Consider the following 16,755-nt stretch of genomic DNA (forward strand, 5'->3'; position numbering starts at 1 on the left):
GTGTTTACTGAGCCATTAACCGTTGAGCAATCTGTGTTGTTAACTGATCAACACCTTGAGAAAGCGCGCTAACCTGCGCATCGTAACCAGATTGCGCCAACGGCACTTGTAACTGGAACGGATAAACGCCCTGTAGTTTACCGTCTCTATCAATCACCAAATACTCACCACTGAGCACAGCATTGCCGGTATAGCGCCCATTAAACTGAGTGAACTTGACTTGTAACTTGGCTTGTCCAGCTGATGACATTGCAGGCGTTAATTCACTAGGCCAATAACGTTTTTGCTTAGCACGTAAGTCCGCAGTAATACGGCGAGTCAATTGCTGAGTAATACTGTCCGCCCATGTGTTTTGCTGGGCTTGAACTATCTCAGTCTCACTGACTTGGTACACCAATCCCATCCCCGCTAAATGTGCGGCCATTTCAACAGGACGTACCACCAGCAAGGCTTGGGATTGCCCTAGCGGAGTGGAGTGCGTTGCCACCATTGAATTGGATATTGATGGCAGTAAGTATGTAGCACGCGTCACTTCAGGCTGACTGCTGCACCCAGTGAGCAATGTGATCGCCGTCAATCCACCGACTAACCATGTTTTCATTATTCTTGTCCTTTTGCTACTGGAACAGGATCTTTCGCTTGTTCACCACTGAAAATCAATGCGTTTGGTTTTTCGTTAACTTGTCGTAAAACAGGTTCAAGTTCTGCGAGCACATTTTCAAATCGAGCAATCGCCTGCTCTAAATTCTGATAAGGCGCAGCATCTGGACCAAATCCATTTAGCGTCGTTTGGATCTCTTGCAAGCTCTTGCGCACGTCCGATGGAATCGCTTGTGTATCTTTTTGCTCCAGAATCTTATTGAGTGAATCAGCCACAGCCTGTGCCGAACGCAATGTCTTTTGGGACGCAATCAAGCTGTTATTGAGTGAACCTAATGTTTCCTCTAAGGGCAGATCATTAAACTTATCCAACAAGGTGGTGACTTGCTTTTGAATTTCAGCAAAACCGCCCGCTTGGGTTGGGAAAATATCATATTGCTCGTAATGCTTAATCGGGTAGCTATCCGCTTTTTCGTATACTTCAGTATCGATAAACAAGGCACCAGTTAAAAAGCTGCCTGTTTTCAATGTTGCACGTAAGCCTTTCGCAAATTCATTTGATAAGCTGTGTTTGAGTGCTTGCAGATCAGCAGAATCAATATTTTTATAAACTCGGCCTAACTCAATACGGACAAGAACGGGAATTTGCTTGGTCGAAAACCCCTGCTCTTTCGAGGGTAAATGTAGCGGCACTTTCTTCACGGTTCCGATACGAATACCGCGGTACTCAACAGGCGCACCGACATTTAACCCTCGTACAGATTCATCAAACATCATCACGTATTCTAAATACTGATCGAAGACACGCTCTCGTACTTGTTTGAAATTACTGTATAGCTTGAAGTGCGTTTGTTGTTTCGTCACCTGTTCGCCTGGCTCAGCCCCTTTAGGAACCCGAAAACTCACCCCGCCAGTGATCAGAGACTCTACCGAGCCAATTTTCAAATTGAAGCCTTCGGCAGACATTTGCAGATCAACCCCCGAACTCAACCAAAACTTAGTGTGCTTACGGATCAAGCTATCGTATGGCTGAAAGATAAAGAGCTGATAGTTAGCCTTTTTAGTTTCAGGATCAAAGCTGACTTTCTCCACTCGACCAACGGTAAACCCTTCATACAGTACAGGATCAGTAATGCTTAGCTTACCCGCTTCGCGATGCGTTAATACAATACGCAGTCCCTTTGCATCAGGCGGTGCGACAGGCGGAGTCTCCAACACGGTGAAGTCCAACTTTTCTTTTTCGGCACGCCCAGGTTGAAGCTCTAAATACGCACCAGACAGCAAGGTGTCCAAACCTGAAATCCCCTCTTTGCCAATACGCGGCTTCACAACCCAAAATAGGGTATCTTCTTTTAGCATACGGGCTGCGTCTTTGTTCATCTGCGCTGTTGCTGTAATGTAGGTGTAATCATCACTCAACTTCACACCCGTTATCACCCCAACCTTCACGTTCAAAGACTTAATCTCAGTTTTACCGACCTCGATCCCCTCGGCGGTTTTTAACGTCAGGGTTACCGTTGGGCCTTTGCTTCCAACGAACTGGATTAGCATCCAAATACCAATAGCAACAGCCACTAATGGCACAAGCCAGATGGTTGAAAACTGCTTCGCTTTTTGTACTTCAGCCTGCGCTGGCTTGTTATCACTCATAGTGCTTGTTCTCATTAAAAGGCAATAACACATCATTATTGCCATTGCTTTGTATATCAGAAGTTGATGTTAATGGTCCCCTTGCCTTGGTGTGCTGAGTCCAAAACACACGAGGATCAAAACTCATGGCAGATAACATGGTAAATACTACGACAGCGGCAAAAGATAGCGCTGCAGGGCCGGGGAAAATCGCCATCAGGTTTTGTAACTGCACCAACGCCACCAAAATAGCGACCACGAAAATATCAATCATGGACCAACGACCGATAAATTCCGTCATTCGGTAAATCTTTAAGCTTTGTATAGATTGCTGCGCTGAACTTTGGTTACCCCGTTTAGCATGAATAAACAGCCACACAAGCGCCATCATTTTAGCAAGTGGAATAATCACACTGGCAAAAAATATCACGAACGCAATCGGGTAAGATCCCAATTTCCACAATAGAACAACGCCGCCCATAATCGTTGAGCCTTCGGTTTGTCCTAAGCTCACGGTGTACATCATGGGGTATAAATTAGCGGGAATATAAAACACCATGGATGTCAGTAATAACGCCCATGCCCGCTGTAAACTACTGGCGGGATTATAAGGATGCAACCGACTCCCACACCGAAAGCATTGGGTGTGCTTATGCGTTTCTGACGCCACAACAGGCGGGTTAAGTTGTGCGCAGACATGGCAACTTTCATGATTGCCTGAGGCATGGCTGTCTCCAGCTTCCACCCCTTTTAATGGTTGTAAAGGATCGATGTGGTGCCATAACCATGTGCGATCCACCATAGACACAAACTTAACCACTAAACCGGTATAAATACAAAACGCCCAAAACGACATCCCTAAGCCAACATCCGCTAACGAAGCTATCTTTATTAAGCTCACAAGAACGCCAATCAGGAAAACATCAACCATCAACCAAGGTTCAATATGAAAAACGAATCTAGCGACACGTTTCACTGTTTTGATATTTCCTCTAGCAACTGTGCTCTGCTGAATAAGCTGAGCCTGACGATATAAATACATCACCATCACAATAAAACAGCCCGGTAAAACAATCACTGTCAGCAATAACAAAAGAGCCAATAAGCTATTTTCAAAATGTTGAAGCATTTGTGCAGCATGGAACAAGGTAATATTTTGATTTAGCCCTTGCACACTAAACGACATGAATGGAAAGCTAACGCTAAGCGCTAACATCACCAAGGTCGCTATACCAAAAGCAATCGGCCGCTGGAACGGCTGCTCGATCTGTTTAACCACGCCATGATGACAACGTGGGCATGATGCTTTATCGCCTTCATGAAGCTCGGGAACAGACATGACAAGCCCACACTCTTCGCAAGCGAGTTTGGCCTTTGTCGAAAAACGATGCGCCATGACTTAACCTATATGATAAATAAGTGATCTTATTATAGAAAAGATTTGTTCAGTGTATTTGTAGCAATTTACGATAACGACTTTCCCCTTTCAGGGGCTGTGAAGTTTGATTCTCACAGCATCCTCGCCGCTACCGCCTATCCATAAATTTTGACGAATGTATCAGCTAATAGGTAAATCACCTATCAAAATAACGCATTCTTAAATGAAGCGAATTTTATCAGAATACACAAGCTACGCTTGCAAAAAAACACCTTTCAATTAAAATCTTTCGCATAGCATTTACTTGCTCATAAACTAACGAAAAACACTAAGTGACCAAAATAACAGGGATAGTATGAAGAAAATAACCTTAGCGCTTTGCCTCAGTTTCTTTATGGCGGGCTGTAATACGACGTCAAGCGATCCAAATACCTTTACTTCACAGTGCAGCTATTCTGAGCTGCAAAGCGATCCTCCGTTAACCTTTACCGTCACAGGCGTAAATGAAGCAGTACTTGATGGTGTTATTTGCTCAGGTTCGCTCGATGCATTTGAGAATATGCTAGAGCACTTCCCTTCCGTGAATACCTTTAAGATAAAAACTATTCCAGGTAGTGCCGACGATGAAACAAATTTAGCCTTATCAACGGTCATCCATGCAAATGGCATTACAACACATATTTTGTCTGGTGGTATGGTTGCCAGTGGCGGCACAGATCTATTTTTAGCTGGTGTGGAAAGAACATCTAGCGATAACCACCCCAAAATCGGCGTCCATAGCTGGGCATCATCTGATGGACGTAATGGCAATACAATTCCACATGATGACGAAGAACATCAAAATTACTTAGACTATTATCAAGAAATCAATATCAACCCTGACTTTTATTGGTACACCCTAGAGGCTGCCCCTGCAGATAACATGCACTGGATGTCAGTAGAAGAAATGAAGCATTTTCATGTGCTCACTAAATAAAACCAATTAACTATTGGTAGCATACTAAAAGCATAAAAAAAACCACTGCATGAAAGCAGTGGTTTTTAATCTCTAATTCTGAACGAACAAACAGTCTAGTTTGCTCGATACTGAATATTTAGATACCTGCGCGTTTTAGCAGACCCGCCATTAATGGTGAACTTGCTTTTACCATTTTAGACTTGTTCTTAAACTCACGTGCAAGCGAAACATCATTCATTTCATTTGCAATATGAATCATTGCTTTGTACATATCGCTTGGATTTTTAATACGATCAGAATCGTTCAGCGGACTAATGATTTTAACAACATCATTACCGGTTTTATTGTTCGCGTTCGCGTAGTTAAGAACTGAATCAAGTAGCTTATCTAGATCGATAGAAAACTCAGAACTCTCCACACCTTGTTTCTTCATTTCTTTCAGGTTTCTTTTACGTACCTGACTGATAATGAATGCTGGCTTGTTAATTTTTTTATAGCCAAAGAAACCAGCTAGGACAAGTAGGGCAACACCGCCTGCTACATATCCCCAAATTGAACCTGAAGACTCCGCTACGGGTTGGATTGCTTCAGCTGCACTAACTACAGATACTGGTACATCAGACATATTCGTAACCTTATTACTTCTATAAATGCTTTCACTGGCCACAGTATGCACTCAATGCGCCAATAACCATGCGATTAATCAATTTTTACGTTAAATTGAGTGACGAGCTTCAAGGTTTGGCAACTAGCGCATCTTTATTGCTGCATAAAACCCCAGAAAAAAAGACCTCACCGCCTATAAATGCCGACCAACAAATTATCAGTCAGTGACAGCTAGTAAACTGTCGGGTCCAGCCATACGCATTCATGTTAAGATCGATACTTGCCATCGTCAGCACAACACCTATCACTCGGTGCTTACAGCCGCAATCATATAATTTAAATCCCCTGTTAATCGTGTTGAACCCTGGCCTCTTCTCACTCCCACAAGAGAAAGTCCATTGTCTCCAGGGCAATCAGACCAACAAAAAGGTGCCCCTTACCTTCGACAACAAGGTGACAGCAACCAATTTTGTAAAAATATTCACAAAACAAAATCTTGTTGAAGCTAAGCAAGCTAGTACAACTCCAGAAAGGGAAGATACATAAAGTCGTAATCAATATAGCCCCTACTGATAGTTAATTTCAGAACAACGCAAAAACTTAATTTACATGAAAATTAAGTTAGCCAGCATCAAAAATATGATTCACGTCGATAAATTTTATTTAAACCCTATCAAACCAGCCATCAATGAGACACACGTCGCATAATTAACGAAACTCGGCTAAAAATAGCCAACACCAATAGAGTGATGTAAGTCTAAATACTTGATATAAACCCACATAAACCTATAGGTATTTGTGATGCGAAGCATAAATCTCATTTATCTTAATTTTTAATATTAAAAAACTTCCGTATTCTAATTCCAGTTTTGAAATTTAATTTCTTTATTTGTTAGGAATGGAATCATGTTGAAAAGAAGTCTGCTTTCTTGTGTTGTTATAGCGAGCCTAACGGCTTGTTCCTCTATATCGCCAGCACAATCAAGTGTTAATCAACTGGCTGAAAATCTTGATATAAATTACACAGTGATTACCAACCAAGGCGCAGATGACGGCCTTGCTTGTAAAGAACTTCAAGCTGAATGGGCATCATGCAACAAAGTAAACATGACGCTAACAAATACAGGTGAAGCCGTTAATTCAACTGATTGGACAATCTACTTCCACAGTATCCGTTTGATCTTGGATGTTGAAAATGACCAATTTAAAATTACCCGCGTTACTGGTGATTTACATAAACTAGAACCGACAGATAAATTTGATGGTTTTGCGGCAGGCGAAGAAGTCGTGATCCCTCTAGTGGCTGAATACTGGCAACTCTTTGAAACTGACTTTATGCCAGGGGCTTTCGTCACTGCCCCTGGCGCAGAAGTACGTAATATTATCTCTTTAGATACACAAGATACGGGTGAATACGTAGATGAAATTATCGGTGTTCAATTAAAACGTACGCTTGCTGATAATAACGTCGTCGCCACTGCTAATACTCGTTTTGAAAAAAATGCTGACGTAACAGCTGTTGATGCAACGGCTCATATTATTCCAACGCCTTTAAAAACCACACGAACGTATAAGAAAGTTGATTTAGCGAACGGAATCTCTATTACTGCAAGTGGTATTGATGCAGACCAAATTGCAGCGTTAAACCAGCGTGCGGAATTACTAGGGATAGAGACAGCTGGTGAATACCCTGTATCCGTCACTGTCGATAAGCACCAATTTAAAGACGGTGTATCAGGTGCTTATAAGCTCGATATCACGCAGAATAAAACAAGCGTTGTAGCATTTGATACAGCAGGGGCATTCTACGGTGTTCAATCCTTACTTGCGCTCGTCAATTTAGATACCACTGAGATCCCAACCCTAAATATTGAAGATGCTCCACGTTTTGAATACCGTGGTGTCATGGTTGATGTGGCACGTAATTTCCACTCAAAAGCAGCAATTTTAGCGACTATTGATCAAATGGCCGCCTACAAACTAAACAAGCTACACCTTCATCTAACTGATGATGAAGGCTGGCGTTTAGAAATCCCTGGGCTTCCTGAGCTAACCGATATTGGGGGCAAGCGCTGCTTTGATGAGTCAGAAACACGTTGTTTGTTGCCACAATTAGGCTCTGGCGCAGACTCGAATAACTTTGGTTCGGGATTCTTCACGACAGAAGATTACGTTGAAATCCTAACTTACGCCAAAAACCGTAGCATTGAAGTGATCCCTGAAATTGATATGCCCGCTCACTCACGCGCCGCTGTTATGTCAATGGAAGCGCGTTACGCGCGTCTTGCTGCAGAAGGTAGAATGGATGAAGCGAACCAATACCGCTTGATGGATCCAAAAGACGAATCAAACGTCACCACGGTTCAGTTCTACAATAAGCAAAGTTTCATCAACCCCTGCCTAGATTCATCTGCAACCTTTGTAGATAAAGTGATCACTGAAGTCGCGGCCATGCACAAAGCCGCTGGTGTACCGCTATCCACATGGCACTTCGGTGGTGATGAAGCGAAAAACATCAAGCTTCATGCGGGTTTCCAAGATATTAATGACAAAGAGAAAATCGCTTGGAAAGGTGATTTAGACCTGTCGAAACAAGATTTTCCGTTTGCTAAATCACCACAATGTCAGTCGCTGATCGCAAGCGGTGAAGTGGCGGATTTCGAACATCTACCAAGCCATTTTGCAGAGCAAGTCTCTAAGATTGTTGCGGATAAAGGCATCCCACACTTCCAAGCATGGCAAGATGGTCTGAAACACTCGAAAGATGCAGATGCATTTGCAACAGAGTCAGTGCGAGCTAACTTCTGGGATACATTGTACTGGGGCGGTGGTGCGTCAGCTTACGAATGGGCAGATAAAGGCTACGATGTTGTTATCTCCAACCCAGACTACGTTTACATGGACTTCCCATACGAAGTTGATGCGAAAGAGCGTGGTTACTACTGGGCAACTCGTGCAACTGATACCCGTAAAATGTTCGGGTTTGCACCTGAAAATTTACCTCAAAATGCGGAAACATCAGTAGATCGTGACGGTAATGGCTTTGAAAGTGCAGGCACAGTTACACCGAAGAAACCTTTCTATGGGCTATCCGCACAACTTTGGTCTGAAACAGTCCGTACCGATGAACAATACGAGTACATGGTGTTCCCACGTGTAATAGCTGCTGCTGAGCGCGCATGGCACCAAGCGTCTTGGGAAAATGAATACAAAGCAGGTATTAAGTACTCGCAAGAAACCAACCGAGTGAATAAACAAGCGCAACTGTCTGATTGGACGAAGTTCGCAAGCGCTATGGGTCAGCGTGAACTCGCTAAGCTTGAAAGAGCAGGCATTGATTACCGTCTACCAATCCCAGGCGCAGAAGTTGCGAACGGTGAACTCAGCATGAACATTTCATTCCCAGGCGTAACGCTACAATACTCTGTCGATGGCGGTAAAACATGGGTTGAATACAATAATGCGAACAAACCAAAAGTAACGGGTGAAGTGCAAATTCGCTCTGCGTCTTTCACTGGCGAACGTGTTAGTCGAGTAACTAGTGTTAACTAATTAACATAAAAAAACGCTCAATCGTTAAACGGTACTTTTTTATAAGTGCCGTTTTTTTTCTAATCCACTGATTCACATAAAACCTTACTGAGTCTCCTCATTGGATGTGATACTGCGCTCTTGCTAGCATTTTTGTGAATATATTAACATTAAGTGTTAACCGTGATCTCAGTTTGACTTTCCTGTAATTGCTTGCCCATTTTAACTTCTATATAGTGCCCTCGCCCATATTTCCGCGGATACACCTTCAAGCAGTGGCAGTTAACGCTTCCTGGCTATCCATTTTGCAGATAACTATAAAAAGGTATCAACATGACGTTCTCCAAGCCTCTTATCGCGATGTCTATCACATTGGCACTTACAGGCTGCTCTCTTAGTTCTGCACCATCTGATGATGCTTTCACTCTAACCGTTGCTCATATCAACGACACCCACTCAAATTTCGACCCTGTTAAATCCAGCTTTAAAGCAAACGATACACTGGTTTACAACGAATTTGGTGGCTACCCTCGCCTTCAAACAATGGCAGAAGAGTACAAACAAGCAGCCGCTGAAAAAGATGAAAGTTTCTTGTTCTTACACGGCGGTGATGCATGGCAAGGCAGCGCATACTTCAAATTAAATGAAGGTGCGATGAACGCTGAGCTACTAAGCCGCATGGGCTTAGATGCAATGGCACTAGGTAACCACGAATTTGACCTTAATAACGCGAAACTGAATAAATTCATTAGCGATATTAACTTCCCTGTTTTGGCTGCAAACGTAGATATCAGTAAAGACCCAGATCTTAAAGGCCAAACAAACCTTAAACCTTTTGTGGTATTTGCCTTTGATGGTAACGATAAGGTCGAAGTTAAAGATCTGTCTAATCTACCAACAGACAAAGACTTAGTTGCTGTATTTGGTATCGCACTTGACGACATGCCAAACCTGTCACCAAACACAGGTAAGGTTGAATTCCACAACATGGTGGAGTCATCACAAGCAACGGTTGATATGCTAAAAGCAAAAGGCATCAACAATATCGTCGCGGTTACGCACATTGGTAACGCGGTTGATCTAGATGTTGCATCAAAAGTAAATGGCATCGACCTGATTGTTGGTGGTCACTCACATACCCTACTGGGCGACTTTACTAACATTGGCCACGACCACACCGGCACTTACGCACAAATGGTGACTAACCCGAACGGTACGAGTCAAACATGTGTTGTTCAAGCGGGCCAATACGCGCAAGCAATCGGTCAACTTGAAGTAAGCTTTGACAAGCAAGGTGACGTAACCTCATGTGCAGGCTTAAATACCCTATTAAGTAACGACGAGTACTACCACTCGCCAATGCGTGAAGCTGAGAGTAAATTTAACGCGGCTGACAGTGCAAAAGTTGTCGATTTCATCGAAGGTGAAGACAACATCACTATCACCGATGAAGAAACCTCTATGCGTTCACTGATCGATACCAAATACAAACCAGCAGTTGATAAAGCTTACGGTAAAGTGATTGCACAAGTACCAGAAGAAATTAACCACGAACGCCGCCCTGGTGACAAAGGCACAGACGAACATGGTTCTGATGTGGCTGTCTTAATTGCAGCAGGCCAATACTACTGGGCAAACACACCAGAAGTAAAAGCTGTGACAGGTATGGACGTTGATTTCGCATTAATTGGTGCTGGTGGTATCCGTACGAATATTGAAGCCGGTGAGTACCGTGAAGGTAACGTTGCCCTTGAGATGCTACCATTCTCTAACTTTATGTCAGTACTACCTGTTAAAGGTAAAGACATTAAAGCATTAATTGAAGGCACTATTACAGCAACTCTTCCTGCAGGTGCGCACGCTGGTAAATTCCCATACGGTGGCCACATTCGTTACCAATTCACTGAAACGAAAGCGAACCTAAGCGGTAAGTTAGATTTCGTTGAAGTAATGACAGGTACAGCAAGTAACCCAACATGGACGCCATTACAAGATAACAAAACCTACAACATTGCAGTGAACAACTACAATGCAACAGGTAACGATGGCTGGACTCCACTGTTTAAAGCACAACAGAAGAACTCTGGTCGTGTTGACCTTGCCTATGTTGATGGCAAGCTAACGGGCTTTAAAGTGAAGAATATTGACGAAGTGAACGGTAAATACAAAGTTCGCTACGAAGGTAAAGCACCGAACTGTAAAGCAGCAAACACCCGCTGTAATACTGATGCACAAGCAATGATCGACTACATCGCCAATGAGATGCCAGTGATCACACCGCAAAGCTATGAAGTAGTTACATTCAAACGCGCAATGTAATTTCTGAGTAAGCCATTATATTAAGGGTCTAGTGATAGGCCCTTTTTTATTACTCATATGTATGATTTTATAATCGTTCTCAAAGAACCCCGCTTTATATGAGGAAGAAGCTCCACCATAAAAGGCGATACTTTATTGTGATGCTTTAATAACATAACAATGGCCGATAAAGATTTCTCAGAAACTCCTTTTCTTTCAGTTAAAACAATTTCTCTGAGTATATCCGTATCTTGAGCTTCCCCAACAATGCTTAATGCACTGATTGCCGCTGATACCGTCATTAAATCTTGGCTTGCTAGCTGAAGAAGTGCATATGTACGAAGTTCATCATTAGGTACTACATCATAATCAAACCATTTTGCTTGACCAAGCAGATAAACTAAATTCAATTTTACTATGGGTAAAGTATATATTTCCTCATTGAATTTATTTTCCCACATCTCATGAAAAAGTATAATAGCATCTTTTTTATCATCACTATTTCCCCAATAATGGTTTAAATCATTATTAAATCCATATATTAACTTTAGACACTCATCACTGTCATAGTAATGACCTTTTTTATTTAAACAGAAACTTAGATCCGGAATCTGTACCACAAGCCTTTCATTACTGTCTTCTGTTCTAGCTCCAAATGAGAACAACAAAACAAGCAATAATAATGAAGTATTTAATTTTATCATTCTATTTTATTCTGAAATTAAATGCTGGTGAAGGGAGAGCCATCTTCATTTCTCCTAACAGCCCTGATTTTTTGCTTTTTTCAATGAAAGTATCATCAATGTCTTCTGACGTAACTGTATACGAAATGCATTTAGACATATTAGTTTTAATCTCTCCACTGTCACTGATCCATTTTGATGTCTTATTATATTTGTTAATCTCAATAGTCGTACTCATTTTTTGTACTTCCCTTTCAGAAAATTGGTACCAGTAAGCATCACCAACTAGCTCAACACCAGCAGCAGGTGCTCCTCTCGCATCAGTAAAACTGCCTGGAATACCGCCTGCAAATGGTGTAGGGGAAAAGCGCCAATTCCTAAAGCCACTAACGTTAAAACTAGACTCTGAAACTGTCTGATATAATATCTCTGTATATTTTTCACTACCAATATTATTAAATAATGCAGATGGGATTTTCGTAATTTCATTATCATTCCATCCTCCAAAATCAACTGGAATTTTACCATCTGCAAGACACAATTCGAAATCAGAGAGAATATGGTCTAAATAAATCTTTTCAATATTCTTAAATTCATTTTCCTTACAGCTCAACCCCAATGGATCCACCCATTGCACGGGATTGGGCGCATAGCGGTAGTGGTTGATCCCCCCCAATAAGCCAATCGGATCTTGATGGATAAAACGACCAGTGTTTGGATCGTAATAACGGAAGCGGTTGTAGTGCAGGCCTGACTCGTCATCAAAATACTGCCCTTGGTAGCGTAGCGGGTTTTTGATTTTTTCTATGGTGATATCAGCAAAGCCAAAAGTACGGTAATTGGCTTGCCATACCGTTTCTCCGCAACTATCGGTAATCGTCAGGGGGGTGCCTTGGTGATCGGTATGGAAGTAGTAGACTTCACCGTTGTCAATTAAAGCCAGTGGGGTGAAATCATTCGGTGCATAGATATACCAGCGGTACTGACCTTGCTGATATTCGCCAATGAGCTGATCACCATCCCACAGAAAATCAACCGTTTCTTGCTCGGTTACTTTACGGCTGCGACGCCCTTGCGCATCGTATTCATAAAAACTTGTTCGACCCTGATGGTTAACTTGAACAAGTTGATTAAACCCATTGAATTGGCGATGCTGGGTCGCACTCTGGGAGCGCGAGAGGATCTGGTTACCGTAGCGATCATAATTAAACGCAGTATCCTTGTTCGCCAATAGTCGATCTTGCTCGACCACACTTGATTCAGAGACCGGATTACCAAAGCTATCAAACTGATAGCGATGAATATCTAAACCAACACGGTGTGATTGCAGTTGATTTAATGCATCAAAACTAAAGGCTTGTTCACCTAGGTGGCGATCATGAATACGGGTGAGTTGACTGGCCTGATCATAAAAATAGTGGCGCTCGTGGCTACTTTTTTTATCGCTTAATGGCGTATTCCATTGCTGATGAGACAAACGACCTTGTTCGTCATAGTGAGTACCCAGATTGAACCCATTTCCTTGCTGGCGTTGACACTCCCTGCCTTGATCATCACGTGATATATCAAAGATCACCTCACCATTAAGTAAGATCTGACTCAATTGCTGATTAGCGTCATACTGGTAAGTGATATTTTGGCTATCAGCCAGTACTAGCTGCTGACGTAACCCTTGGCGGTTAAAACCATATTGAAACTGATGATGATCTTGCCAAATAGCAACAGGATGCGAATGCAACAGCCACTCTTGACGTAATTTTCTTGTCGCGGTATTGGCATTAATGAGGCGATTAGCATCATCATAGTGGAACTGAATGCTGTCTCGTGTCCCGCTTGCAGACACGGCAAACATAGTCGTCACACGCCCAACAATATCTCGCTGTATACGAACATTTCTGTCGGCTTCTTGGAGTGCGATTAACTCTCCGTTGTCATTGTAGCGGTAATGCTGATCTCGCCCATCAAAGCCGACAGTCCGACTCAAGCGCTCTTCTTCGTCCCACTCAAGCTGATAGTGACAGCCATCGCTTCGTTTGATACCAACTAAATTTCTTTCATTGTCATACTGAAAATCAATCTGACTACCATCAGCTTGAATAACCATTTCTGGTTGAGATAACCCGCCCCAAATAACACCTAATGTACGACCAATAGGATCGGTATAGCTGATAAGCCGACCCGCTTGATCATATTCATACGACTGAGTGACCGTAGGTTCATCAGAGTCGGGATGGTATTGGCTCGTTTTGCTGATATTGCCACTACCATCGCGGTGAAGGGCAAGAACCTGTCCATCGGGATAGGCAATACCATTTATTTCACTGGCGTTATCATAGCTATAGCGTGTAAGTGCGTTATTCACTTTTATAGCATCAAGCAAGCCGTTCGCATTCCACCAATACTGAAATAACTCACCGCTTGCCGAATGATGTTTAACCAAGCGACCTTGATGATCATAGTGATATTCATCTTCTCGCCCATCTGGGTGACAGGTAGCAAGAAGCAGCCCAAGGCTATTGAATCGATGGGATGTTACCTGCCCCAACGCGTTCTTTTGTTCGACACATTGCCCGAAGCGGTTATAACGAAAAGAGGTTAGCTCGCCATTAGGGGCTTCTAATTCGGCTAATAGCCCTTGGTGATTGTAGCGATAATGAGTAACACCACCATTCGGTGTTTCCTCGGCAACTTTAAGGCCCAGCTGATTATATCGATATTGCCAACGCGCACCTTTAGGGCTTACTTTCTCTATCAGCAAGCCTTGTTCGTTATGCCTATGCTGCCACTGATGACCGCGGCTATCGGTACTTACCGTAACCTTACTTTGTTCATCATAATCAAATTGGTAGTGATAATTACCATTATCACCATACTGTACACAGCATTTTGCATTTTTACTTTCGCCTATCCACTCAAAATAATGGCAAAACCCAGAAGCACGCGTCCGGCTAGTGAGTAAATGGTCAGCGCGGTATTGATAATGCTCTGTTTGTTGATGACGATTTGTTGCTGATACTTGATGGCCACTTTCATCATATTGGTAAGAGGCAAGTACAAGGATCGGATCATTTTCAGCAGCTTGAGGGACTTCAACTGAAATCAGATGACCACTGCGATCGTACCTAAGTACCATAGCGAGATGGCCATTAATATCAATGCCTGTCATTCTGCCTGCAGTGGAATACTGAAACCCATATTGAACAGTTTGGCTTATGCGAAGCTTATCCATCCGCCAAGCGCCATGAAGCCAGCTAAAGCGCAGTTGGCGACCATCTTTCAAACGCAATAAATGATAGTTCTCCGGATGGTGATACAGGCTAGCCCCTGCCCGCACCTGATAGCTAACAGCGCCGATCTCTATTGTATCAAAGTGAAGCGTACTGCCTTCATTATCCGTAAAGCACCACTGGTGAGTCGTTCCTTCCCCAGCCTTTATCGCTATTTTGGCAAGTTCGTATTGATATACGCTTCGCCAGCCAAAGCCCATACCGACATCGATATCACATTGCCCAGAACGATAAATACGCCCCCATTCCAGCGAGTGGCCGCCCGTTATAGTCACATCTGTCAGTAAGAGAACTTCTTCACCCGTCACCATAGAAACAGGGTCCCCACAAAACGCCGTTTCACTCAAAGGTACAGCTGGGATGTCGCTTCGAACGGCATCTTTCCCAACGCACTCTGTAGGTCGGGAGACTTGGCCTGCTTTAGGAAGTGAGGTCTGATTTTCGACCGCAGACACTGTGGGTTGTTCTTCATGCGCGATAACAGATTTTGTCTCTGGCATCCTTAAACAAGACAAACGTTTGTTCATTAACGCATGGCTTAGCACTTGAAAGATTTCTGTTTTATATGCAGATGCTTCTAATCGAGCTCGTCGAGCTAATGCAGGCTCCACTAACTCAGCAACAGACAATAAGTCTCTGCCATGAACACCATCATAGAGAGGCTCAAACATCTTCAATAGCAGATCAGCAGCCGAAGAGTGATTAAAAGTCACAGCATCAAAGTTATCTTGCTGCTGAGGATTGGTTACAAAATGATAGACGAGACCATCAATAGCCTTGAGTTTAATACCTACAATCAAACTCATTATGCTGCATCACTATTTTCGTTTTGCCAGCCAAATAGAACTGCACTTTGGTACAAGCCATCAGAAAGATCTAATTGCAATATTGCTTGATCAGTGTCTAATTCACCACTTTGGTACAAGCTTTGAGTGTGCAATAAATTAAAAATCCCCATCGTTGCCCCGAGATCCCCCACTCGAATACCATTAAATAAGCATTTAAAATCACTGTTTAGCACTGAAGCAATACCAGATAATTGGCCTAGCCACTCATTCGCTATTTTCAATGTATTGTTTAAAGGAAGATGCATTGCATCAATCGCAGCATTCGATTGCTTACAGTATAAATAGAATAAATTAGCGACGCCCTGCCCCGCTTCATTCACACTCGCTTGTGCCGATTTTCCATGCCAATTAAGTATCAAACCTATATCTGACGATTGTGCTTGAACAAGCGCAATGCTGTCACAAGCGGTTAGGTGTGACTCTTCACTATGATGGCCCGAAGCCCCTCCTTGAGTGGGTGCACATAAACTATGATGGCAATCTACAGCAATGATTAATACTTGCGAAATATCATCAGACAAAAGCTGTTCAATTTGTTTAAGTGCAAGTAAGCAAGCTGCGCGGCCATAAGGGTAGAAGTAGAGTTTATTATGATTTGAAAGTTGAGGTAACACTTTACAATATGCACTAAATAGCGCTTTAGTTTGTTCTTTTGAGCTAAATGCGGGGGTAAGAAATAAAATAGGCTGAGACTGCCAACCATCTGGTAGACAACCAACACATTCTTTAAAGAGGTAACTTAGGCGTGTTATATAATTTAGCGCTAGGTCAGTAAGAGTTAAATGTGCTCGCCCAGTATAAGAGTCTGACTCAATCCACTCTGGTGCTATATTCTCACGGCCAAATAATTTTTCTTTATCTGACTCAGTGCCAACTTTAAGCACTAATGGCGATAACAATAACGGCATAACACCCTAACCAACACTTGTATCAAATA

General features: G+C 42.7%; 10 protein-coding genes. 3 read left to right on the top strand and 7 right to left on the bottom strand.

Annotation, left to right across the window (positions count from 1 at the left end):
* Positions 1-4: 4 nt before the first annotated feature.
* From OCU77_RS22545 to OCU77_RS22555, 3 genes are read right to left on the bottom strand one after another with little or no spacing between them, the layout of a single operon-like run.
* On the bottom strand, positions 5-601 hold the full coding sequence (locus tag OCU77_RS22545) for a PqiC family protein (protein WP_048897430.1): 597 nt from the start codon (positions 599-601) through the stop codon (positions 5-7).
* On the bottom strand, positions 601-2,250 hold the full coding sequence (gene pqiB, locus OCU77_RS22550) for an intermembrane transport protein PqiB (RefSeq protein WP_048897429.1): 1,650 nt from the start codon (positions 2,248-2,250) through the stop codon (positions 601-603). The genes OCU77_RS22545 and pqiB overlap by 1 nt, the downstream gene beginning before the upstream one ends.
* Positions 2,243-3,625 (bottom strand): paraquat-inducible protein A, encoded by a 1,383-nt coding sequence (locus tag OCU77_RS22555; RefSeq protein ID WP_048897428.1) that lies wholly within the window; start codon positions 3,623-3,625, stop codon positions 2,243-2,245. Before OCU77_RS22555 ends, pqiB begins: the two co-directional genes overlap by 8 nt.
* 337 nt (positions 3,626-3,962) lie before the next feature.
* Here OCU77_RS22555 and OCU77_RS22560 point away from each other — a divergent pair, with 337 nt between their 5' ends.
* Positions 3,963-4,583, top strand: a complete 621-nt coding sequence (locus OCU77_RS22560; RefSeq protein WP_048897427.1) for a hypothetical protein — start codon at positions 3,963-3,965, stop codon at positions 4,581-4,583.
* 118 nt (positions 4,584-4,701) lie between these two features.
* Here the strand turns inward: OCU77_RS22560 and OCU77_RS22565 are convergent, their stop codons facing one another.
* Positions 4,702-5,190 (bottom strand): hypothetical protein, encoded by a 489-nt coding sequence (locus OCU77_RS22565; protein WP_048897426.1) that lies wholly within the window; start codon positions 5,188-5,190, stop codon positions 4,702-4,704.
* A gap of 887 nt (positions 5,191-6,077) precedes the next feature.
* Between OCU77_RS22565 and OCU77_RS22570 the strand changes: the two genes are divergently transcribed.
* The gene (locus OCU77_RS22570) at positions 6,078-8,723 is read left to right on the top strand and encodes a beta-N-acetylhexosaminidase (RefSeq protein ID WP_048897425.1); all 2,646 of its coding nucleotides are present in this window, start codon (positions 6,078-6,080) and stop codon (positions 8,721-8,723) included.
* A 312-nt stretch (positions 8,724-9,035) separates the two neighbouring features.
* Positions 9,036-11,021 (top strand): bifunctional metallophosphatase/5'-nucleotidase, encoded by a 1,986-nt coding sequence (locus OCU77_RS22575; protein WP_107302567.1) that lies wholly within the window; start codon positions 9,036-9,038, stop codon positions 11,019-11,021.
* 53 nt (positions 11,022-11,074) lie between these two features.
* Here the strand turns inward: OCU77_RS22575 and OCU77_RS22580 are convergent, their stop codons facing one another.
* Genes OCU77_RS22580 through OCU77_RS22590 form a run of 3 tightly spaced genes read right to left on the bottom strand, consistent with a single transcriptional unit; the run spans position 11,075 to position 16,726 of the window.
* Positions 11,075-11,704 (bottom strand): HEAT repeat domain-containing protein, encoded by a 630-nt coding sequence (locus OCU77_RS22580; protein ID WP_048897424.1) that lies wholly within the window; start codon positions 11,702-11,704, stop codon positions 11,075-11,077.
* Between the two features lies 1 nt (position 11,705).
* Positions 11,706-15,776 (bottom strand): RHS repeat-associated core domain-containing protein, encoded by a 4,071-nt coding sequence (locus tag OCU77_RS22585; protein ID WP_107302566.1) that lies wholly within the window; start codon positions 15,774-15,776, stop codon positions 11,706-11,708.
* A complete protein-coding gene (locus tag OCU77_RS22590) occupies positions 15,776-16,726 on the bottom strand; it encodes a hypothetical protein (protein ID WP_048897421.1) in 951 nt (316 codons plus the stop codon). Before OCU77_RS22590 ends, OCU77_RS22585 begins: the two co-directional genes overlap by 1 nt.
* Between the last annotated feature and the right edge of the window lie 29 nt (positions 16,727-16,755).

The sequence above is a fragment of the Photobacterium swingsii genome (genome assembly GCF_024346715.1).
Lineage (GTDB): Bacteria > Pseudomonadota > Gammaproteobacteria > Enterobacterales > Vibrionaceae > Photobacterium > Photobacterium swingsii.